The organism is Pseudomonas sp. CFBP 5748, from assembly GCF_053850495.1.
Genome location: NZ_JBSPTN010000007.1, coordinates 233174 through 252255, shown reverse-complemented (window position 1 = coordinate 252255; position 19082 = coordinate 233174). Strand labels below are relative to the sequence as shown.

General features: G+C 61.0%; 20 protein-coding genes and 1 pseudogene. 18 read left to right on the top strand and 3 right to left on the bottom strand.

Annotation, left to right across the window (positions count from 1 at the left end; all coding sequences use genetic code 11):
* The first annotated feature begins 167 nt into the window (after nucleotides 1-167).
* From argS to ACWNZ1_RS18210, 9 genes are all read left to right on the top strand, one after another.
* Nucleotides 168-1904 carry an arginine--tRNA ligase gene (gene argS, locus ACWNZ1_RS18250; RefSeq protein ID WP_256454105.1) on the top strand — a complete coding sequence of 579 codons (1737 nt, stop codon included), beginning with the start codon at nucleotides 168-170 and terminating at the stop codon, nucleotides 1902-1904.
* Nucleotide 1905: 1 nt separating this feature from the next.
* Nucleotides 1906-2601 carry an SPOR domain-containing protein gene (locus ACWNZ1_RS18245; protein ID WP_135843303.1) on the top strand — a complete coding sequence of 232 codons (696 nt, stop codon included), beginning with the start codon at nucleotides 1906-1908 and terminating at the stop codon, nucleotides 2599-2601.
* Between the two features lie 284 nt (nucleotides 2602-2885).
* The gene (hslV, locus tag ACWNZ1_RS18240) at nucleotides 2886-3416 is read left to right on the top strand and encodes an ATP-dependent protease subunit HslV (protein ID WP_003196958.1); all 531 of its coding nucleotides are present in this window, start codon (nucleotides 2886-2888) and stop codon (nucleotides 3414-3416) included.
* A gap of 54 nt (nucleotides 3417-3470) precedes the next feature.
* Nucleotides 3471-4808, top strand: a complete 1338-nt coding sequence (hslU, locus tag ACWNZ1_RS18235; RefSeq protein WP_135843302.1) for an ATP-dependent protease ATPase subunit HslU — start codon at nucleotides 3471-3473, stop codon at nucleotides 4806-4808.
* 169 nt (nucleotides 4809-4977) lie between these two features.
* The gene (locus ACWNZ1_RS18230) at nucleotides 4978-5355 is read left to right on the top strand and encodes a gamma-butyrobetaine hydroxylase-like domain-containing protein (protein ID WP_135843301.1); all 378 of its coding nucleotides are present in this window, start codon (nucleotides 4978-4980) and stop codon (nucleotides 5353-5355) included.
* Between the two features lie 277 nt (nucleotides 5356-5632).
* Nucleotides 5633-7312 (top strand): class II poly(R)-hydroxyalkanoic acid synthase, encoded by a 1680-nt coding sequence (phaC, locus tag ACWNZ1_RS18225; protein ID WP_456027788.1) that lies wholly within the window; start codon nucleotides 5633-5635, stop codon nucleotides 7310-7312.
* A 243-nt stretch (nucleotides 7313-7555) separates the two neighbouring features.
* A complete protein-coding gene (gene phaZ, locus ACWNZ1_RS18220) occupies nucleotides 7556-8413 on the top strand; it encodes a poly(3-hydroxyalkanoate) depolymerase (RefSeq protein WP_135843299.1) in 858 nt (285 codons plus the stop codon).
* A gap of 111 nt (nucleotides 8414-8524) precedes the next feature.
* A complete protein-coding gene (gene phaC / locus ACWNZ1_RS18215) occupies nucleotides 8525-10207 on the top strand; it encodes a class II poly(R)-hydroxyalkanoic acid synthase (protein ID WP_135843298.1) in 1683 nt (560 codons plus the stop codon).
* Nucleotides 10208-10267: 60 nt separating this feature from the next.
* Nucleotides 10268-10888 (top strand): TetR/AcrR family transcriptional regulator, encoded by a 621-nt coding sequence (locus ACWNZ1_RS18210; RefSeq protein ID WP_135843297.1) that lies wholly within the window; start codon nucleotides 10268-10270, stop codon nucleotides 10886-10888.
* Between the two features lie 119 nt (nucleotides 10889-11007).
* On the opposite strand, the gene ACWNZ1_RS18205 is transcribed toward ACWNZ1_RS18210, so the two are convergent.
* The 3 genes from ACWNZ1_RS18205 to ACWNZ1_RS18195 all read right to left on the bottom strand — a co-directional run bounded on the left by ACWNZ1_RS18205 (nucleotide 11008) and on the right by ACWNZ1_RS18195 (nucleotide 12820).
* A complete protein-coding gene (locus ACWNZ1_RS18205) occupies nucleotides 11008-11907 on the bottom strand; it encodes a phasin family protein (protein WP_135843296.1) in 900 nt (299 codons plus the stop codon).
* A gap of 10 nt (nucleotides 11908-11917) precedes the next feature.
* Nucleotides 11918-12340, bottom strand: coding sequence for a phasin family protein (locus tag ACWNZ1_RS18200; protein ID WP_135843295.1), 423 nt, complete (start codon nucleotides 12338-12340; stop codon nucleotides 11918-11920).
* Nucleotides 12341-12544: 204 nt separating this feature from the next.
* Nucleotides 12545-12820: a polyhydroxyalkanoic acid system family protein gene (locus tag ACWNZ1_RS18195; protein WP_256454103.1), complete on the bottom strand. Its 276-nt coding sequence runs from the start codon at nucleotides 12818-12820 to the stop codon at nucleotides 12545-12547.
* A 155-nt stretch (nucleotides 12821-12975) separates the two neighbouring features.
* Between ACWNZ1_RS18195 and ubiE the strand changes: the two genes are divergently transcribed.
* The 9 genes and pseudogenes from ubiE to ACWNZ1_RS18150 all read left to right on the top strand — a co-directional run bounded on the left by ubiE (nucleotide 12976) and on the right by ACWNZ1_RS18150 (nucleotide 19028).
* Nucleotides 12976-13746, top strand: coding sequence for a bifunctional demethylmenaquinone methyltransferase/2-methoxy-6-polyprenyl-1,4-benzoquinol methylase UbiE (ubiE, locus tag ACWNZ1_RS18190; protein WP_003196937.1), 771 nt, complete (start codon nucleotides 12976-12978; stop codon nucleotides 13744-13746).
* Nucleotides 13746-14370, top strand: a pseudogene (locus tag ACWNZ1_RS18185) (ubiquinone biosynthesis accessory factor UbiJ). The gene ubiE and the pseudogene ACWNZ1_RS18185 overlap by 1 nt, the downstream one beginning before the upstream one ends.
* Nucleotides 14367-15971 carry a ubiquinone biosynthesis regulatory protein kinase UbiB gene (gene ubiB / locus ACWNZ1_RS18180; protein WP_135843292.1) on the top strand — a complete coding sequence of 535 codons (1605 nt, stop codon included), beginning with the start codon at nucleotides 14367-14369 and terminating at the stop codon, nucleotides 15969-15971. The pseudogene ACWNZ1_RS18185 and the gene ubiB overlap by 4 nt, the downstream one beginning before the upstream one ends.
* 81 nt (nucleotides 15972-16052) lie before the next feature.
* On the top strand, nucleotides 16053-16451 hold the full coding sequence (gene hisI, locus ACWNZ1_RS18175) for a phosphoribosyl-AMP cyclohydrolase (RefSeq protein ID WP_135843291.1): 399 nt from the start codon (nucleotides 16053-16055) through the stop codon (nucleotides 16449-16451).
* Nucleotides 16444-16776, top strand: coding sequence for a phosphoribosyl-ATP diphosphatase (locus ACWNZ1_RS18170; protein WP_134922501.1), 333 nt, complete (start codon nucleotides 16444-16446; stop codon nucleotides 16774-16776). The genes hisI and ACWNZ1_RS18170 overlap by 8 nt, the downstream gene beginning before the upstream one ends.
* Nucleotides 16777-16800: 24 nt before the next feature.
* Nucleotides 16801-17088, top strand: coding sequence for a twin-arginine translocase TatA/TatE family subunit (locus ACWNZ1_RS18165; protein ID WP_135843290.1), 288 nt, complete (start codon nucleotides 16801-16803; stop codon nucleotides 17086-17088).
* A gap of 10 nt (nucleotides 17089-17098) precedes the next feature.
* The gene (gene tatB / locus ACWNZ1_RS18160) at nucleotides 17099-17533 is read left to right on the top strand and encodes a Sec-independent protein translocase protein TatB (protein WP_135843289.1); all 435 of its coding nucleotides are present in this window, start codon (nucleotides 17099-17101) and stop codon (nucleotides 17531-17533) included.
* Nucleotides 17530-18324, top strand: coding sequence for a twin-arginine translocase subunit TatC (gene tatC / locus ACWNZ1_RS18155; RefSeq protein ID WP_135843288.1), 795 nt, complete (start codon nucleotides 17530-17532; stop codon nucleotides 18322-18324). Before tatB ends, tatC begins: the two co-directional genes overlap by 4 nt.
* A complete protein-coding gene (locus ACWNZ1_RS18150) occupies nucleotides 18321-19028 on the top strand; it encodes a 16S rRNA (uracil(1498)-N(3))-methyltransferase (RefSeq protein ID WP_135843287.1) in 708 nt (235 codons plus the stop codon). Before tatC ends, ACWNZ1_RS18150 begins: the two co-directional genes overlap by 4 nt.
* The last annotated feature ends 54 nt before the right edge of the window (nucleotides 19029-19082 follow it).

The window sequence follows — 19082 nt, the reverse complement described above, 5'->3', positions numbered from 1 at the left end:
AAGCTTTGCCCCCTGTGGACCGAGTGCATCCAGGCCACCAAGAATAGTCACCACATATCCCCACCCGACCCGCTACAGTTGGCAAGCCCGCCTTCGCCACGGATAATGCCCAGTTTTTCCACCAGCGCATCGAAGCGCCGCCGCGCCTGCGGTTGAAAGAGAAGACCATGAAAGACACCATTCGCCAGCTCATCCAGCAAGCCATCACCCAACTCGTCGCTGAAGGTGTGCTGCCAGAAGGCCTGTCGCCGGCGATTCAGGTCGAAAACACTCGCGACAAGACCCACGGCGACTTTGCCAGCAACATCGCGATGATGCTCGCCAAACCGGCCGGCATGAAACCGCGGGACCTGGCGGAGAAAATCATCGCCGCGCTGCCCGCCGACGATAACGTCAGCAAGGCAGACATTGCCGGCCCAGGCTTCATCAATTTCTTCCAGAACACCCAGGCCCTGGCCTCGCGCCTGGACGCGGCCCTGGCCGACGCGCGCATCGGCGTGCGCAAGGCCGGCCCGTTGCAGCGCACCGTGGTCGATCTCTCGGCGCCCAACCTCGCCAAGGAAATGCACGTCGGTCATCTGCGTTCGACCATCATCGGCGACGGCGTGGCCCGGGTCCTGGAGTTTCTCGGCGACACGGTGATCCGCCAGAACCACGTTGGCGACTGGGGCACCCAGTTCGGCATGCTGATGGCCTACCTGCAGGAAAACCCGATCACCAGCGACGAGCTGTCGGACCTGGAGAACTTCTACCGCGCCGCCAAGCAACGTTTCGACGAGTCGCCCGAGTTCGCCGACCGTGCCCGTGGCCTGGTGGTCAAGCTGCAGGCCGGCGACGCCGAGTGCCTGGCGCTGTGGAGCAAGTTCAAGGACATCTCCCTGTCTCACTGCCAGAAAATCTACGAGCTGCTGAACGTCAAATTGACCATGGCCGACGTGATGGGCGAAAGCGCCTACAACGATGACCTGATCAACGTGGTCAACGACCTCAAGGCCAAGGGCATGCTGGTGGAAAGCAACGGCGCCCAGTGCGTGTTCCTCGACCAGTTCAAGACCGCCGACGACGAGCCACTGCCGGTGATCATCGTCAAGGCCGATGGCGGCTACCTGTACGCCACCACTGACCTGGCGGCCGTGCGCTATCGCAACCGCGTGCTCAAGGCCGATCGGGTCCTGTATTTCGTCGACCAGCGTCAGGCCCTGCACTTCCAGCAAGTGTTCGAAGTGGCGCGCCTGGCCGGCTTCGTGACCCATCCGATGGAAATGGAACACATGGGCTTCGGCACCATGAACGGCGCCGACGGTCGTCCGTTCAAGACCCGCGACGGCGGCACGGTGAAGCTGATCGACCTGCTGACCGAAGCCCAGGACCGCGCCTACACCCTGGTCAAGGGCAAGAACCCGGACCTGGCCGAGGACGAACTGCGCCAGATCGCCAAGGTGGTGGGCATCGACGCGGTGAAATACGCTGACCTGTCCAAGCACCGCACCAGCGACTACAGCTTCAATTTCGACCTGATGCTCAATTTCGAAGGCAACACCGCGCCATACCTGCTGTACGCCTACACCCGCGTGGCGGGGGTGTTCCGCAAGCTCGGCAAGAGCTTCAGTGAAGTGGACGGCCAGATCGTGCTTGAGGCCGCTCATGAGCAGGAGCTGGCCGCGAAACTGGCACAGTTCGGTGAAGTGCTGAACAACGTCGCCGACAAGGGCACGCCGCACACGCTGTGCGCATACCTGTACGATGTCGCCGGCCTGTTCTCCAGCTTCTACGAGAACTGCCCGATCCTCAGCGCCCAAACCCCAGAGCAAATGCAGAGCCGCCTGCGCCTCGCCGCGCTGACCGGGCGTACGCTCAAGCAAGGCCTGGAACTGCTGGGCCTAGAAACCCTGGAGCGCATGTAAGTTGGCTGCCAAGAAAAAACCTGCACCCAAGCGCGGCGCCAGTCGTTACCAGGCCCCGGCCAAAAAGCCGATTCCGGGCTGGTTGTGGATGGCCATCGGCCTGACCGTTGGCGCTTTCATTGTGTTCCTGATGAAACTGGACCCAGGCCAGGGCGATGACGTCAAGCGCGTCCGGCAAGAGCAGCAGAAAGCCACGCGCATCGCCGAGGCCAACAAGACCCCGCCGAGCCCGACGCAACCGGTGAAGCCGAAATACGACTTCTACACCCTGCTGCCGGAATCGGAAGTCATCGTGCCGCCCGACGCAGTGCCGGAGAAAACCCTGCCGACACCGCAAGTGCCCACCACCCCAGTGACCCCGGCGGAAGCGGCGAAAATCGACACCGCCCGCGCCCAGGCGGCACTGGCCGGCATTACGCCGCCACCGGCCCCACCGGTGCAGAAGGCCGCGCCGGTAACGAAGTTCTTCCTCCAGGCCGGTTCGTTCCGCAAGGAAGCCGATGCGGACAAGGTTCGGGCGCAGATCATTTTGCTGGGTCAGTCGGTGGCGGTGGAGTCCGGGACTGTGAAGGACGAAACCTGGTACCGGGTACTGGTCGGTCCGTTCAGCAACCGCGAAGAGCTGACCAAGGCCCAGAAACAACTGGCCGGCAGCGGCTTCAGTAACCTGTTGTTACAACAACGCCAGAGTCGCTGATCTCTGCCGAGAACACCTGTGGTTATGGTTTTTTTGTGGCGAGGGAGCTTGCTCCCGCTGGGCCTGTAGGAGCTGTCGAGCGGAGCGAGGCTGCGATCTTTCCCTTTTAGCTTGAGTCTCGAGCGGAAGATTAAGATCAAAAGATCGCAGCCTCGCTCCGCTCGGCAGCTCCTACGTGACTCGCACCACTCGTCCCCTCCCCCGCCCCACAGTTGAAAAAACCCGCGCCACCCCCATATGAGTTCCATCCGGGCATTTTCGCCCCGCTGCGTGGAGACTCTCCCTTGACCACCATCGTTTCAGTCCGCCGTCATGGCAAAGTCGTCATGGGCGGCGACGGCCAGGTTTCACTGGGCAACACCGTGATGAAAGGCAACGCGAAGAAAGTCCGCCGCCTATATCACGGCGAGGTCATCGCCGGGTTCGCCGGGGCCACCGCCGACGCTTTCACCCTGTTCGAACGTTTCGAAGGCCAGCTGGAGAAACACCAGGGTCATCTGGTCCGTGCCGCCGTGGAACTGGCCAAGGAGTGGCGCACCGACCGCTCCCTGAGCCGCCTCGAAGCCATGCTCGCAGTCGCCAACAAAGACGCCTCGCTGATCATCACCGGCAACGGCGACGTCGTTGAGCCCGAGGATGGCCTGATCGCCATGGGCTCCGGCGGCGCCTACGCCCAGGCCGCGGCCAGCGCCCTGTTGAAAAAGACTGACCTGTCGGCCCGTGAAATCGTCGAGACTGCCCTGGGCATTGCTGGCGACATCTGTGTCTTCACCAACCACACCCAAACCATTGAGGAGCAGGATCTCGCGGAATAAGCCTGTTTCGGCTCAACGCCACGGCTCATTCTTGCTTGAGGACCGCCAATTATTATGTCCATGACTCCCCGCGAAATCGTCCACGAACTCAACCGCCATATCATCGGCCAGGACGATGCCAAGCGCGCCGTCGCCATCGCCCTGCGTAACCGCTGGCGTCGGATGCAACTGCCCGAAGAACTGCGCGTCGAAGTAACCCCCAAGAACATCCTGATGATCGGCCCGACCGGTGTCGGTAAAACCGAGATCGCCCGGCGCCTGGCCAAACTCGCCAACGCACCGTTCATCAAAGTCGAAGCCACCAAGTTCACCGAAGTCGGTTATGTCGGTCGCGACGTCGAATCGATCATCCGTGACCTGGCCGATGCCGCCATCAAGCTGCTGCGCGAACAGGAAATCACCAAGGTTCGCCACCGCGCCGAAGACGCCGCCGAAGAGCGCATCCTCGATGCCCTGCTACCGCCGGCGCGCATGGGCTTCAACGCCGACTCCGCCGCGACCCAGGACTCCAACACCCGCCAGCTGTTCCGCAAGCGCCTGCGCGAAGGTCAGCTGGACGACAAGGAGATCGAGATCGAAGTGGCCGAAATGGCCGGCGTCGATATTTCCGCGCCGCCGGGCATGGAAGAAATGACCAACCAGTTGCAAAGCCTGTTCGCCAACATGGGCAAGGGCAAGAAGAAAAGCCGCAAGCTCAAGGTCAAGGACGCGCTGAAACTGGTGCGCGATGAAGAAGCCGGCCGCCTGGTCAACGAAGAAGAGTTGAAGGCCAAGGCGCTGGAGGCGGTCGAGCAGCACGGCATCGTGTTCATCGACGAAATCGACAAGGTCGCCAAACGCGGCAATGTCGGCGGCGCCGATGTCTCCCGTGAAGGTGTGCAACGCGACCTGCTGCCGCTGATCGAAGGCTGCACGGTCAACACCAAGCTGGGCATGGTCAAGACCGACCACATCCTGTTCATCGCTTCCGGCGCGTTCCACCTGAGCAAGCCGAGCGACCTGGTGCCGGAGCTGCAAGGCCGCCTGCCGATTCGTGTCGAACTCAAGGCGCTGACGCCGGAAGACTTCGAACGCATCCTGAGCGAACCCCATGCCTCCCTCACCGAACAGTATTGCGCGCTGCTCAAGACCGAGGGCCTGAACATCGAGTTCACCCCGGAAGGTATCAAGCGCCTGGCGCAGATCGCCTGGCAGGTCAACGAGAAGACCGAGAACATCGGTGCCCGTCGCCTGCACACGCTGCTCGAACGCCTGCTCGAGGAAGTGTCGTTCAGCGCTGGCGACCTGGCCAGCACTCACAACGAAGCGCCGATCCTGATCGACGCCGAGTACGTCAACAGCCACCTGGGTGAATTGGCACAGAACGAAGATCTGTCGCGGTATATCCTGTAAGGAGCAATTACAGGCGAACGCAGACCTGTGGGAGCGGGCTTGCTCGCGAATGCGGTGTAACAGTCAACATTGCTGTGACTGACACTGCGCATTCGCGAGCAAGCCCGCTCCCACATTTGACTGTGTCGTTTTATAGATCAAGGCTCCCTTCAGAAACGGATCAGAAGCCATGACCAAACTCCCCACCGCCATCAACCTGCACAAAGCCTCCAAAACCCTGACGCTGAAATACGCGCCGGACGAGGAGTATCACCTGCCCGCCGAATTCCTGCGGGTGCATTCGCCTTCCGCCGAGGTCCAGGGCCATGGCAAACCCATCCTGCAATACGGCAAGCTCAACGTCGGCCTGAGCAAGGTTGAACCGGCCGGCCAGTACGCACTGAAACTGACCTTCGACGACGGCCACGACAGCGGACTGTTCACCTGGGACTATCTCTATCAGTTGGCGGTACGCCAGCAAGACTTGTGGAACGATTATCTTGCGGAGCTCAAGGCAGCCGGAAAAACCCGTGACCCGAACGAATCTGTCGTCAAGCTAATGCTCTAACTCAAGGGCTGGCGCTTTAGGGCGAATTTTCTAGACTCATCTGCTTGAATGCCCGCGCGGCAACGTCAATGACTGGCCTGCTTGCGAAAAAAATTAAACTCGGGTAACCAATGGAGCTGGCAAGTTCCCTGCAAAGGAACCGTCGAGTTCCTTGCACAAGTTTCCTCATTGGCCTCGATGCGGAATTAACGGTCACCCGAGCAGCGTACCTGGAATTGGCTGTGTGGCTTTACGGCACAGTCCGGGTACTCGTCTGAAGGACAATGGAGCGTCGTAGATGAGCAACAAGAACAACGATGACCTGAAGTACCAGGCCTCGGAAAATACCCTGGGGTTGAATCCTGTCGTCGGCTTGCGCAGAAAAGATCTGCTGGCCTCTGCCCGAATGGTGCTGACCCAGGCCATCAAGCAACCGCTGCACAGCGTCAAGCACGTCGCCCATTTCGGCGTAGAACTCAAGAACGTCCTGTTCGGCAAATCCGCACTGCAACCCTCGAGCGATGACCGTCGTTTCGCCGACCCGGCGTGGAGCCAGAACCCGCTCTACAAACGTTATCTGCAAACCTACCTGGCGTGGCGCAAGGAGCTGCACGCCTGGATCGACGACAGCAACCTCTCGCCGGCGGACATCAGCCGCGGGCATTTCGTGATCAACCTGATGACCGAAGCCATGGCCCCGACCAACTCGGCAGCCAACCCGGCGGCGGTCAAGCGTTTCTTCGAAACCGGTGGCAAGAGCCTGCTGGACGGTCTGTCCCACTTGGCCAAGGACCTGGTGCACAACGGCGGCATGCCGAGCCAGGTCGACATGGGCGCATTCGAAGTCGGCAAGAGCCTGGGCGTGACCGAAGGCGCCGTGGTGTTTCGCAACGATGTGCTGGAACTGATCCAGTACCGCCCCATCACCGAGCAGGTCCACGAGCGCCCGCTGCTGGTGGTACCGCCGCAGATCAACAAGTTCTACGTCTTCGACCTCAGCCCGGACAAGAGCCTGGCGCGGTTCTGCCTGCGCAGCAACGTACAGACCTTCATCGTCAGCTGGCGCAACCCCACCAAGGAACAGCGTGAGTGGGGCCTGTCGACCTACATCGAGGCGCTCAAGGAAGCGGTGGACGTGGTCACGGCCATCACCGGCAGCAAGGACGTGAACATGCTGGGCGCCTGCTCGGGCGGTATCACCTGCACCGCGTTGCTGGGTCACTACGCCGCCCTCGGCGAAAAGAAGGTCAACGCCCTGACCCTGCTGGTCAGCGTGCTCGACACCACCCTGGACACCGACGTTGCGCTGTTCGTCGACGAACAGACCCTGGAAGCGGCCAAGCGTCACTCTTACCAGGCCGGCGTGCTCGAGGGCCGCGACATGGCCAAGGTTTTCGCCTGGATGCGCCCCAACGACCTGATCTGGAACTACTGGGTCAATAACTACCTGCTGGGCAACGAGCCGCCGGTATTCGACATCCTGTTCTGGAACAACGACACCACGCGACTGCCGGCAGCGTTCCACGGCGACCTCATCGAGATGTTCAAAAACAACCCGTTGATCCGACCCAATGCACTGGAAGTGTGCGGCACGCCGATCGACCTCAAGCAGGTCACTGCCGACATCTTTTCCCTGGCGGGCACCAACGACCACATCACACCGTGGAAGTCCTGCTATAAGTCGGCGCAGCTGTTTGGTGGAAAAGTGGAATTCGTGCTGTCGAGCAGCGGTCATATCCAGAGCATCCTCAACCCGCCGGGCAATCCCAAGTCACGCTACATGACCAGCGAAGACATGCCAGCCAAGGCCGAGGATTGGCAGGAGAACTCCACCAAGCACACTGACTCCTGGTGGCTGCACTGGCAGGCCTGGCAGGCCGAGCGCTCGGGCAAACTGAAGAAAGCCCCCCCCGTGTTGGGCAACAAGGCTTATCCGGCCGGTGAAGCGGCGCCCGGCACTTATGTGCATGAGCGGTAACGGATGCAAGTTGTTTGGTATAGGGGTGGGTTTGCTCACGAAAGCATTCCGGCAGCCGACATTGATGTTGAATGCAGGGCCGTCTTCGCGAGCAAGCCCGCTCCCACATTTGGATCGACCGCGAACCTGAAACTAATGTTCACACCGAACCCCATGTGGGAGCGGGCTTGCTCGCGAAGGCAGCGACTCGGTCTGACAGATCGAACACAGGTAAACCGAGACATGACCCACAGGGCTTGAAGCATGCCGCAACCGTACATTTTCCGTACCGTCGATCTGGATGGCCAGACCTTGCGCACCGCGGTACGTCCCGGCAAGCCTCACTTGACGCCCCTGCTGATTTTCAATGGCATCGGCGCCAACCTGGAACTGGTATTCCCGTTCATCGAGGCTCTGGACCCGGACCTGGAAGTCATCGCCTTCGATGTGCCCGGTGTCGGCGGTTCGTCGACGCCCAACCGGCCGTATCGCTTTCCAGGCCTGGCGAAACTCACCGCGCGCATGCTCGATTACCTCGACTATGGGCAGGTCAACGTGATCGGTGTGTCCTGGGGTGGTGCCCTGGCCCAGCAGTTCGCCTATGACTACCCTGAGCGCTGCAAGAAACTGGTACTGGCGGCCACCGCCGCCGGAGCGGTGATGGTCCCGGGCAAGCCGAAAGTGCTGTGGATGATGGCCAGCCCCCGGCGCTATGTTCAGCCATCCCATGTGATGCGTATCGCCCCGCTGATCTACGGCGGCTCGTTCCGTCGCGACCCGAGCCTGGCGGCCAGTCACGCGGCCAAGGTCCGTTCGGCGGGCAAGCTCGGTTATTACTGGCAACTGTTCGCCGGCCTGGGCTGGACCAGCATCCACTGGCTGCACAAGATCCACCAGCCGACCCTGGTGCTGGCCGGCGACGATGACCCGCTGATCCCGCTGATCAACATGCGCATGCTGGCCTGGCGCATTCCCAACGCCCAGCTGCACATTATCGATGATGGCCATCTGTTCCTGATTACCCGGGCCGAGGCCGTGGCACCGATCATCATGAAGTTTCTGGAGGAAGAACGTCAGCGCGCGGTCATGCACCCGCATCCCGCGCCACAGGGTGGTGGCTGACACCACCCATAGCGCCTGGCAGGACGCCGGATCGCGCAACAACCCGAAACAGCGACTATGTTGTCTGGTTCGGTGTGTTTGTTTTTAGCTTGATGACGAAGGAGTTGACTCATGCGCGACAAACCGGCGAAGGGCTCCATGCCCACCCCTGCCAACTTCATCAATGCACAAAGTGCAATCACTGGCCTGCGCGGCAGGGACCTGCTGTCTACTTTGCGCAGCGTAGCCGCACACGGCTTGCGCAACCCGATTCACAGCGCCCGGCATGCATTGCGGTTGGGCAGCCAGTTGGGCCGTGTGCTGCTGGGAGAAACCCTGCACCCTACCAACCCCAACGACCAGCGCTTCGCCGATCCCACCTGGCAGCTCAATCCGTTCTACAGCCGCAGCCTGCAGGCATACCTGAGCTGGCAGAAACAGGTCTGCAGCTGGATCGACGAAAGCGACATGAACCCGGATGACCGTGCCCGCGCGCATTTTGCCTTCGCCCTGCTCAATGACGCCGTATCGCCCTCCAACACCTTGCTCAACCCGCTGGCACTCAAGGAACTGTTCAACTCCGGCGGCAGCAGCCTGGTGCGTGGCATCAGCCACATGGTGGACGACCTGCTGCACAACGACGGCTTGCCGCGACAAACCACGCCCCATGCCTTCGAAGTCGGCAAGAGTCTGGCCACCACCCCCGGCGCGGTGGTGTTTCGCAATGAGATGCTGGAGCTGATCCAGTACAAGTCCATGAGCGAAAAGCAGTACGCCAAACCACTGCTGATCGTGCCGCCGCAGATCAACAAGTTCTACATCTTCGACCTGAGCCCCTCCAACAGCTTCGTCCAGTACGCCCTGAAAAACGGCTTGCAGGTGTTCATCATCAGCTGGCGCAACCCTGACGTGCGCCACCGCGAATGGGGCCTGTCCAGCTACGTCGAGGCCACGGAAGAGGCCATGAACGTCTGCCGGGCGATCACGGGGGCCCGCGAGGTCAACCTGATGGGTGCCTGCGCCGGCGGAATGACCATTGCAGCCCTGCAAGGCCACCTGCAAGCCAAACGTCAGCTACGCCGGGTGGCGAGCGCCACCTACCTGGTGAGCCTGCTGGACAGCCAGATCGACAGCCCCGCCACGCTGTTCATCGATGAGCAGACCCTCGAAGCCGCCAAACGGCGCTCCTACCAGAAAGGCATCCTCGATGGCCGCGATCTGGCCCGGGTATTCGCCTGGATGCGCCCCAACGACCTGATCTGGACGTACTTCATCAATAACTATCTGCTGGGCAAGGAACCGCCAGCCTTCGACATCCTCTACTGGAACAACGACTGCACCCGGCTGCCAGCAGCCCTGCACGGCGACCTGCTGGACTTCTTCAAGCACAACCCCCTTACCCACCCTGGCGGCCTGGAGGTCTGCGGCACGCCGATAGACCTGCAGAAAGTGACGGTGGACAGTTTCAGCGTGGCCGGTATCAACGACCACATCACGCCGTGGGATGCGGTGTATCGCTCGACGCTGCTACTCGGTGGCGAACGGCGCTTCGTGCTGTCCAACAGCGGTCACGTCCAGAGCATCCTCAACCCGCCGAACAACCCCAAGGCCAATTACGTTGAAAGCCCGAAACTGAGCAGCGATCCACGGGCCTGGTACTACGACGCCAAGCACGTCGACGGCAGTTGGTGGACCCCATGGCTGAGCTGGATCCAGGAACGCTCCGGTGCCCAGCATGAAACCCTGATGACCCTGGGCAACGCCAACTACCCCCCCCAGGAAGCGGCTCCCGGAACCTATGTGCGCGTGCGCTGAACGCCTCACTCCACGACCGGGTTGGCGGTCGTGGCACGACTCCATCACTAAGAAGACCGGATGAAAACCCGCGACCGCATCCTTGAATGCGCCCTGCAGTTATTCAATGACAAGGGCGAACCGAATGTTTCCACCATGGAAGTTGCCAACGAAATGGGCATCAGCCCCGGCAACCTCTACTACCACTTTCATGGAAAGGAACCGCTGATCCTCGGGCTGTTCGAGCGATTCCAGGCCGAGCTGGCACCACTGCTGGACCCACCCGCCGATGTGCAATTGGCGCCGGAAGACTACTGGCTATTCCTGCACCTGATCGTCGAGCGCCTGGCGCAGTACCGGTTTCTGTTCCAGGACCTGTCGAACCTGGCCGGGCGCCTGCCGAAACTGGCCAAGGGCATCCGTCAGTTGCTCAATGCCCTGAAGCGCACCCTGGCATCGCTGCTGGCGCAGCTCAAGGCCCAGGGCATGCTGGTCAGCGACACCCAGGCGCTGGGACAGTTGGTCGAACAGATCACCATGACCTTGCTGTTCTCGCTGGACTATCAGCGGATCCTCGATCGCGAGGGCGAAGTCCGGCTGGTGGTCTACCAGATCATGATGCTGGTGGCGCCGCACCTCCCGCCAGCGACCAAGGTGGCGACCGAGCGACTGGCATTGCGGTACTTGGAAGAGCACGAATAAGTAACCTGTGGGAGCGAGCAAGCCCGCTCCCACATTTGGATCTGCTGTACATTCAAACGCACACTCAAATAAAAACGCCCGACCTTCACAGGCCGGGCGTTTTTGCGTGTCCTTAAAAATCAGGACTGGGTGGGAGGCGTCGATGGAGCCGGCGCGGTAGTCGGAGTGGCGACTGGGGTCGGAGCTGCGGCGGAGTTCGCTGTGCTCGTCGGGGTCACCGGCTTGGCGGCCGCGGTCGGCGCCTTCGGTGCAGCTACTTTTGGCGCGGTCGGTTTTTTCACCGCCGGTTTTTTCGCCACGGCAGGTTTGGCAGCCGCTTTTGCCGCAGGCTTGGCGGCTGGTTTCGCTGCAGGTTTGGCCGCAGCAGGTTTGGCCGCCACAGTTTTAGCGGCTGGCTTGGCTGCCGCTTTGACCGCGGGCTTGGCCGCTACCGGTTTGGCAGCAGCTTTCGCGGCAGGCTTGGCAGCAGCGGTTTTAGCCGCTGGCTTGGCCACTGCTTTTGCCGCCGGTTTGGCGACGGCTTTTGCCGCGGCCTTGACCAGTGGCTTGGCCGCCGCTTTGGTGGCCGGCTTGGCTGCTGCTGTCTTGGTCGCTACCGGTGCGACCTTGGCCCCAGTGAGTTTTTCGATCTGCTTGGTCAGGGTATCGACCTTGCTGTGCAGCGCCTTGACTTCATTGCGGCTCGGCACGCCCAGACGCGAGATCGCACTGTTCAGGCGCTTGTCGAAAGCCCCTTCCAGTTCGTCCCACTTGCCCAGTGCCCGATCCTTCACGCCGCCAATTCGCGACTTGGCGGACTCGGCAGAGTCCTTGGCCGCATCGACTTGTTTGCCGACCGCCGTCTTGGTGAGTTTTTCGGCCTTCTCGCCGTCCTTAACCAGGGCCTCGAAGAGCTTGCTGCCGTCAGTGTCGATCTTCGAGTACACGCCTAAACCAGCAAGCCAGATTTTGCGGGAGTATTTTTCAATCTTCCCAGCCCACGAGCTGCCTTCTTTTTCGGTGATTTTTTTACCAGCCATCCCGTTCTCCTTAATGTTTACGCGCGACACGTTCGAGCAATGCTGTCAGCTCATCGAGCTTAGCAGAGAGTGTCTCAACGTCATGTTTAGACGGAATGCCGATACGATTCAAGGCACTTGCAACACGGGCATCAAATACCTTCTCGACTTTATCGAGCTGCACTTCAACCCGGGCCTTGAAAGTATTGACGTCTGTCTTGACTTCACTCAACTCGCTGTTGGCTGCTTCAAGTTTTCCGGCAATGTTCTTTTTGCCTTTTTTTTCAATAACTTCGCCAGCTTTTACCAGCTCCTGAAAGTACTCGGTACCTTCCTGCCCGACCTTGGTGTAGGCGCCCAGGCCCGCCAGCCAGATCTTGCGCGCGTACGTTTTCACGTCGCTGAGCGTGGAAGATTCAACGTCGGTTTTTTTCTTCAGAATAACTTTGGCCATGGTGCACCTCACTCGAAAACAGGTTTGAGGAACTGCCCGCACACGGACGGGCTCAGGCACAAAGTAGTGAGAATATTTAGAAAGGGCACCCTAACAACTGACAGACATCCTATTGGCGATGACTTCTCTGTGGGAGCGAGCAAGCCCGCTCCCGCAGAGTAGGTGGTGAAATTAAGCGTTGTATCCACCCACTCTTCCATCCAATCAGGCCAACGCCTTATCCAACGCCTTTTCGATTTCCGCCTTGATCGTGCCGCTCATGGCCGACATCAACATGCCCAGCTCTACATCGACGCGGATCGAATCCTCGCCCACATGCACTTCGCCCTTGACCCCGGAACGCTTGAGTTTCAAGGTATCGCCCACCCAATGCGGCTCCAGGCCATAGCTGTCGGACAGCTTCTGCGCCAACTTGTCGGCTTTCTCACGTGCCGCTTCCTTGCCCAACTCATGGGCACGCTCAACCGTTATACGGGCCATCTGATGACTCCTGTTTTATCGAGACTTGCCTGTACGTTTCAGACCAAGGCTGCGTCAAAACGTCCCGGCGATGGCTCATCTTACCTGCAGCCTTGCCAAGACAAAGCCCTCCACCGGGATTAGAATGTCCCGCATTCTTTTTTGGTGACCGCGATATGACTGATCAGCGCAAAGGCAGCGATGCCGAACCCACCACTCACTTCGGCTTCAAGAACGTGCCGGAAAGCCAGAAGGCGGAAAAAGTCGCTGAGGTTTTCCACTCGGTAGCCGCCAAGTATGACTTGATGAACGACCTGCTCTCGGGCGGCATGCACCGTCTGTGGAAGCGTTTCGCGATTGAACTGTCGGGCGTGCGCAGCGGCAATCGTGTGCTGGATATCGCCGGCGGTACGGGCGACCTGACGAAGAAGTTTTCCCACATCGTCGGACCGACCGGCCAGGTGGTGCTCGCCGACATCAACGAGTCCATGCTCAAGGTCGGTCGCGACCGCCTGCTGGACCTGGGTGTGGCCGGCAATGTCGAGTTCGTCCAGGCGGACGCTGAAAAACTGCCGTTCCCCGACAACCATTTCGACTGCGTGACCATCGCTTTCGGCCTGCGCAACGTCACCCACAAGGAAGACGCCCTGCGTTCGATGTTGCGGGTGCTCAAGCCCGGTGGCCGCCTGTTGGTGCTGGAATTCTCCAAACCGACCAACGCGCTGATGTCCAAGGCCTACGACGCCTACTCATTCGCGTTCATGCCGCTGATGGGCAAGCTGATCACCAACGACTCGGAAAGCTATCGTTACCTGGCCGAATCGATCCGCATGCACCCGAATCAGGAAACCCTGAAATCGATGATGGTCGAGGCCGGTTTCGACCGCGTGACCTACCACAACATGACCGCAGGCATCGTGGCCCTGCACCGCGGTATCAAACCCTGATGCTGCTCACCGGCCTGCTCGCCAGCGTCGAACTCGGTATCAACCGCGTGCTGCGCCTGGACAGCACGGCGCTAGCGCGCCTGGCGCACTTGAGCGGCAAAGTGATTGCCCTCGACTGCCGTAGTCCGGCGTTGCAGTTGTTCATCCTGCCCAGCGACGAAGGCCTGTTGCCCGCCGCGCATTGGGCAGCCGAAGCGGACTGCACCTTGCGCGCCCCGGCGTCGAGCCTGCTGAGCCTGGCCCTGAGCAAGGACAAGACCGCGGTGCTGCACAGCCCCGACGTGGAGCTCGACGGCGACAGCGGCGTGCTGCTGGAACTGGCGGCGATTCTCCAGGACCTGGAGCTGGATTGGGAATACGAAGTGTCCCGCTGGATCGGTCCGGTGGCCACACAATTGCTAAGCGGTCATCTGCGCAGCCGCAGCCGCTGGTATCGCCAGGGCTTCGCCAGCCTGGGGCAGAATCTGAGTGAATACCTGGCCGAAGAATCGCGTACTCTCGTAGGTCAACGCGAAGCGCAAGCCCGTTTTAATGAACTGGACCAGATCAAACTTGACCTGGAACGTCTCGAGGCGCGTTTCGAGCGCCTTTCCCGAACCCTTGAAACCAAGCGATAACGCATGAAGCTGCTTGCCGTCCGCCGTTTGTTGCGCATCCAGCGCGTCGTGATTCGCTACCGCCTCGATGACCTGCTGTTCGCCCTGCCGCTGCCCTGGTTTCTCCTGGCACTGCGCTTCGTGCTGCCGTGGCGCTGGTTTCCCCGCCGAACGCTGGAGCTGAGCCGCGGCGCGCGCCTGCGCCTGGCCCTGCAGGACCTGGGCCCGATCTTCATCAAGTTCGGACAGATCCTCTCGACCCGGCGCGATCTGTTGCCTGAAGACATCGCCGATGAACTGATGAAGTTGCAAGACCGTGTGCCACCGTTCGATTCCAAGGTATCGGTGGCGTTGATCGAAGAGCAACTGGGCAAGAAGATCAGCGAGGTCTTCAGCCGTTTCGACGTCGAGCCCCTGGCCTCGGCCTCCGTGGCCCAGGTTCACGCGGCGCAGCTCAAGAGCGGCGAAGAAGTGGTAGTCAAGGTCATCCGCCCGGGCCTCAAGCCGATCATCGCCCAGGACCTGGCGTGGCTGTTCATCCTCGCCCGCGCCGCCGAGCGGCTGTCGGCCGACGCACGGTTGCTGCATCCGGTGGACGTGGTCCAGGATTACGAAAAGACCATCTACGACGAGCTCGACCTGCTGCGCGAAGCCGCCAACGCCAGCCAGTTGCGCCGCAACTTCGAAGGCTCCCCGCTGCTCTATGTGCCGCAAGTCTACTGGGACTGGTGCCGCCCGAAAGTGTTGGTGATGGAGCGCATCTACGGCATCCAGGTCACCGACCTGGCGACCCTGGCCGACCAGCGCACCGACATGAAACTGCTGGCCGAGCGCGGCGTGGAAATCTTTTTCACCCAGGTGTTTCGCGACAGCTTCTTTCACGCCGACATGCACCCCGGCAACATCTTCGTCAGCACCGTGCAGCCGTGGAGCCCGCAATACATTGCGATTGACTGCGGCATCGTCGGCAGCCTGACCCCCGAAGACCAGGATTACCTGGCGCGCAACCTGTTCGCCTTTTTCAAGCGCGACTACCGGCGTGTCGCACAACTGCACATCGACTCCGGCTGGGTGCCGGCCGAGACCAAGCTCAACGAATTCGAAGCGGCGATCCGCACCGTATGCGAACCGATTTTCGAAAAACCGTTAAAGGATATTTCCTTCGGCCAAGTGCTGATGCGCCTATTCCAGACCGCACGGCGCTTCAACATGGAGGTTCAGCCACAGCTGGTGCTGCTGCAGAAAACCCTGCTGAACATCGAGGGCCTCGGGCGCCAGCTGTACCCGGACCTGGACCTGTGGAACACCGCCCAGCCGTTCCTCGAACGCTGGATGCGTGAGCGCGTCAGCCCGCGCACCTTACTGGGCAACGTGCAGAGCCAGTTCGAGCAGATCCCGCACCTGGCCAACATGACCCGCGACCTGCTCGAACGCATGTCCCAGCCGCATGCCCACGATCCTGCGCCACCCTGGCATAAGCGCCGGGACGACTGGCTCCTGCGCCTGCTGGGTGCGGCTCACCTGGGGGGCGGGGCGGTATTGGCGACTGGTGGGCCGTTGAGCCAACTGGGGCACTGGCCGGCCGGTATCATGATAATCGTCGGTTTGTATCTGGTCGTTCGCCGATAGCCAGCACCGGTTCGCGCTGGCACACTGTTTCAACGCTGGGCCCGCCGACTTGAAGTGCGCGGCCCATTGTCGGAGTCGAAGATGAAAAACTGGCAGGACGAGATCAAATGGGACGCTGACGGCCTGGTGCCGGCCATCGCCCAGGATCACAAGACCGGGCGCGTGCTGATGATGGCCTGGATGAACCGCGAAGCGCTGTCCCTGACCGCCGCCGAGAACCGCGCCATCTATTGGTCACGTTCCCGTGGCAAGCTGTGGCGCAAAGGTGAAGAGTCCGGGCATGTGCAGCATCTGCACGAGATGCGCCTGGATTGCGACGGCGACGTCATCATCCTGATGGTCGAACAAGTCGGTGAAATTGCCTGCCACACTGGCCGTCAAAGCTGCTTTTATCGCGTCTTCGAGAACGGCGACTGGAAAACCGTCGACCCGGTGCTCAAGGACCCGCATGCCATTTATTCAGGACATACCCATGAGTGACACCCTTATCCGCCTGGCCCAGGTGCTGGAAGAGCGCAAGGGCGCCGCGGCCGACAGTTCCTATGTCGCCAGCCTGTACCATAAGGGTTTGAACAAGATTCTGGAGAAAGTCGGCGAAGAGTCCGTGGAGACCATCATCGCCGCCAAGGACGCCGCCATAAGCGGCGATTGCAGCGACGTGATCTACGAGACCGCCGACCTGTGGTTCCACAGCCTGGTCATGCTCGCCCAACTGGGGCAGCACCCGCAGGCCGTACTGGATGAACTGGACCGTCGTTTCGGTCTATCCGGACACGTCGAGAAAGCCTCGCGTCCGTCCGCCTGATCAACTTACAAGAGGAATAGCCACATGGGTATTTTTGACTGGAAACACTGGGTCGTCATTCTGGTTGTCGTGGTCCTGGTGTTCGGCACCAAGAAACTGAAAAACCTCGGCACCGACGTCGGTGAGTCCATCAAGGGCTTTCGCAAAGCCATGAACGATGACGAAAAACCGACCGATCCGACAGCCGCTCCTGCTCAATCGGCGCAGCCGACCCAACCGGTCCCCCCTCAGGCCGCCCAGCCTGTAAATGCGCCGCACACCATCGACGTGCAGGCACAAAAAGTCGAAGAGCCCGTCCGCAAAGACTCGTGAGCACTGACTAATGTTTGGGATCAGCTTCACTGAACTGCTGCTCGTCGGCCTCGTCGCCTTGCTGGTGCTGGGCCCCGAGCGCCTGCCGGGTGCTGCGCGCACCGCTGGTCTATGGATCGGGCGTCTGAAGCGCAGCTTCAATGCGATCAAACAGGAAGTTGAACGTGAAATCGGTGCCGACGACATCCGTCGGCAGCTTCACAACGAACACATCCTGTCCCTGGAGCAGGAAGCGCGGAAAATCTTCACACCGGCCCAGGAGGAACCGACCCCGGTCCAGCCTGCGGCGCAGCCGACGATTGCTCCCCAGGCGCCGGTGAATACCACGGCACCGGTGGTGGCCGAACCCGCGACAACCGAGCCCGCGAAACCGCTGGAGCCAGCCCCGACGGTGGCAACGCCAGCCGTTCCTAACGACCCTACATTGCCGCCGCGAGCCCCATGAGCAATATCCCAGAGAACGACCAGCCAATGCCGCTGGTATCGCACCTCACCGAGTTGCGCACCCGCCTGCTGCGTTGTGTCGCGGCGGTTTTCGTCATTTTCGCCGGGCTGTTTGCCTTCACCCAGCAGATCTACACCTTCGTCTCCACGCCGCTGCGCGAGTATTTGCCGGTCGGCGCGACGATGATCGCCACCGATGTGTCGTCGCCGTTCCTGACGCCGCTGAAGCTGACGATGATGGTCTCGCTGTTCCTGGCGATCCCGGTGATCCTGCACCAGATCTGGGGGTTCATCGCACCCGGCCTGTACAAACATGAAAAACGCATCGCCGTGCCACTGCTGGTGTCCAGCATCCTGTTGTTCTACACCGGCATGGCCTTCGCCTATTTCTTCGTGTTTCCGCTGATCTTCAAGTTCTTCGCCGCCGCCACCCCTGCGGGCGTGGAGATGATGACCGACATCACCAGCTACCTGGATTTCGTCATGACGCTGTTCTTCGCCTTCGGCGTGGCGTTCGAAATTCCCGTAGCGGTGGTACTGCTAGTGTGGATCGGCGTGGTCAACGTTGCGTACCTGAAGAAAATCCGTCCGTACGTGATCATCGGCTGCTTCGTGGTCGGCATGATCCTGACCCCGCCGGACATCTTTTCCCAGACCCTGCTGGCCGTGCCGATGTGGCTGCTGTTCGAGATTGGCATCCTGTTCGGTGGCCTGATCCGCAAGCGCAGCGAAGACCCACAAGAGCCAGCGGCCGACGATCACAACGACCAGCCGCCAGCGACCCAAGCGTGAACCTGCTGCTGCTCGAAGAGGCCGACTTCATTGGGCCTGACCGGGTCGTGCTGAGCGATCGCCGATTGACCCACATGCAGGAAGTCCATCGCAGCGCTGTCGGCGACAGCCTGCGGGTCGGACGCATTGGCGGCTTGATGGGCACGGCCCAGGTGCTGCGCCTGGAAGCCCGCGAAGCCGAACTGCAAGTGACCCTCGACCAGCCACCGCCGGCCAAACTGCCGCTCACACTGGTGCTGGCGCTGCCTCGCCCGAAAATGCTTCGCCGGGTGTTCCAGACCATCGCCACCATGGGCGTGCCCCGCGTGGTGCTGGTCAATAGCTACCGCGTGGAAAAGAGCTTCTGGCAGACCCCCTTCCTGGAACCCGAAGCCATTCGCGAGCAACTGATTCTGGGCCTGGAACAGGCCAGGGACAGTGTGTTACCGGAAATCGTCATTGAGAAGCGCTTCAAACCCTTCGTCGAAGACCGCCTCCCCGCCATCGTCGATGGCACCTTGGGCCTGGTGGGTCATCCCGGCAACTACCCGCCCTGTCCCCGAGCACTGGCGGAGCCAGTCACCTTGGCGATCGGCCCGGAGGGTGGCTGGATTCCCTACGAGATCGACCTGCTGGCCAAGGCAGGCCTGCAGCCGGTGCAACTGGGCGATCGGATCCTGCGGGTCGAGACCGCGGTTACAGCACTGCTCGCACGACTGTTCTGATCCAGTGGCTTGCCACGGTATTCCAAACTCATCTAACTCATTTCTCCAGTTACC

What these genes read in the sequence shown, in the direction of transcription:
- phaC (WP_456027788.1), top strand. Translation starts at nt 5,633, where the DNA reads ATGAGCAACAAGAACAACGATGACCTGAAGTACCAGGCCTCGGAAAAT.
- ubiB (WP_135843292.1), top strand. Translation starts at nt 14,367, where the DNA reads ATGAAGCTGCTTGCCGTCCGCCGTTTGTTGCGCATCCAGCGCGTCGTG.
- phaZ (WP_135843299.1), top strand. Translation starts at nt 7,556, where the DNA reads ATGCCGCAACCGTACATTTTCCGTACCGTCGATCTGGATGGCCAGACC.
- ACWNZ1_RS18230 (WP_135843301.1), top strand. Translation starts at nt 4,978, where the DNA reads ATGACCAAACTCCCCACCGCCATCAACCTGCACAAAGCCTCCAAAACC.
- ACWNZ1_RS18170 (WP_134922501.1), top strand. Translation starts at nt 16,444, where the DNA reads ATGAGTGACACCCTTATCCGCCTGGCCCAGGTGCTGGAAGAGCGCAAG.
- ubiE (WP_003196937.1), top strand. Translation starts at nt 12,976, where the DNA reads ATGACTGATCAGCGCAAAGGCAGCGATGCCGAACCCACCACTCACTTC.
- ACWNZ1_RS18195 (WP_256454103.1), bottom strand. Translation starts at nt 12,820, where the DNA reads ATGGCCCGTATAACGGTTGAGCGTGCCCATGAGTTGGGCAAGGAAGCG.
- tatC (WP_135843288.1), top strand. Translation starts at nt 17,530, where the DNA reads ATGAGCAATATCCCAGAGAACGACCAGCCAATGCCGCTGGTATCGCAC.
- ACWNZ1_RS18165 (WP_135843290.1), top strand. Translation starts at nt 16,801, where the DNA reads ATGGGTATTTTTGACTGGAAACACTGGGTCGTCATTCTGGTTGTCGTG.
- tatB (WP_135843289.1), top strand. Translation starts at nt 17,099, where the DNA reads ATGTTTGGGATCAGCTTCACTGAACTGCTGCTCGTCGGCCTCGTCGCC.
- ACWNZ1_RS18210 (WP_135843297.1), top strand. Translation starts at nt 10,268, where the DNA reads ATGAAAACCCGCGACCGCATCCTTGAATGCGCCCTGCAGTTATTCAAT.
- ACWNZ1_RS18205 (WP_135843296.1), bottom strand. Translation starts at nt 11,907, where the DNA reads ATGGCTGGTAAAAAAATCACCGAAAAAGAAGGCAGCTCGTGGGCTGGG.
- phaC (WP_135843298.1), top strand. Translation starts at nt 8,525, where the DNA reads ATGCGCGACAAACCGGCGAAGGGCTCCATGCCCACCCCTGCCAACTTC.
- argS (WP_256454105.1), top strand. Translation starts at nt 168, where the DNA reads ATGAAAGACACCATTCGCCAGCTCATCCAGCAAGCCATCACCCAACTC.
- hslU (WP_135843302.1), top strand. Translation starts at nt 3,471, where the DNA reads ATGTCCATGACTCCCCGCGAAATCGTCCACGAACTCAACCGCCATATC.
- hisI (WP_135843291.1), top strand. Translation starts at nt 16,053, where the DNA reads ATGAAAAACTGGCAGGACGAGATCAAATGGGACGCTGACGGCCTGGTG.
- ACWNZ1_RS18200 (WP_135843295.1), bottom strand. Translation starts at nt 12,340, where the DNA reads ATGGCCAAAGTTATTCTGAAGAAAAAAACCGACGTTGAATCTTCCACG.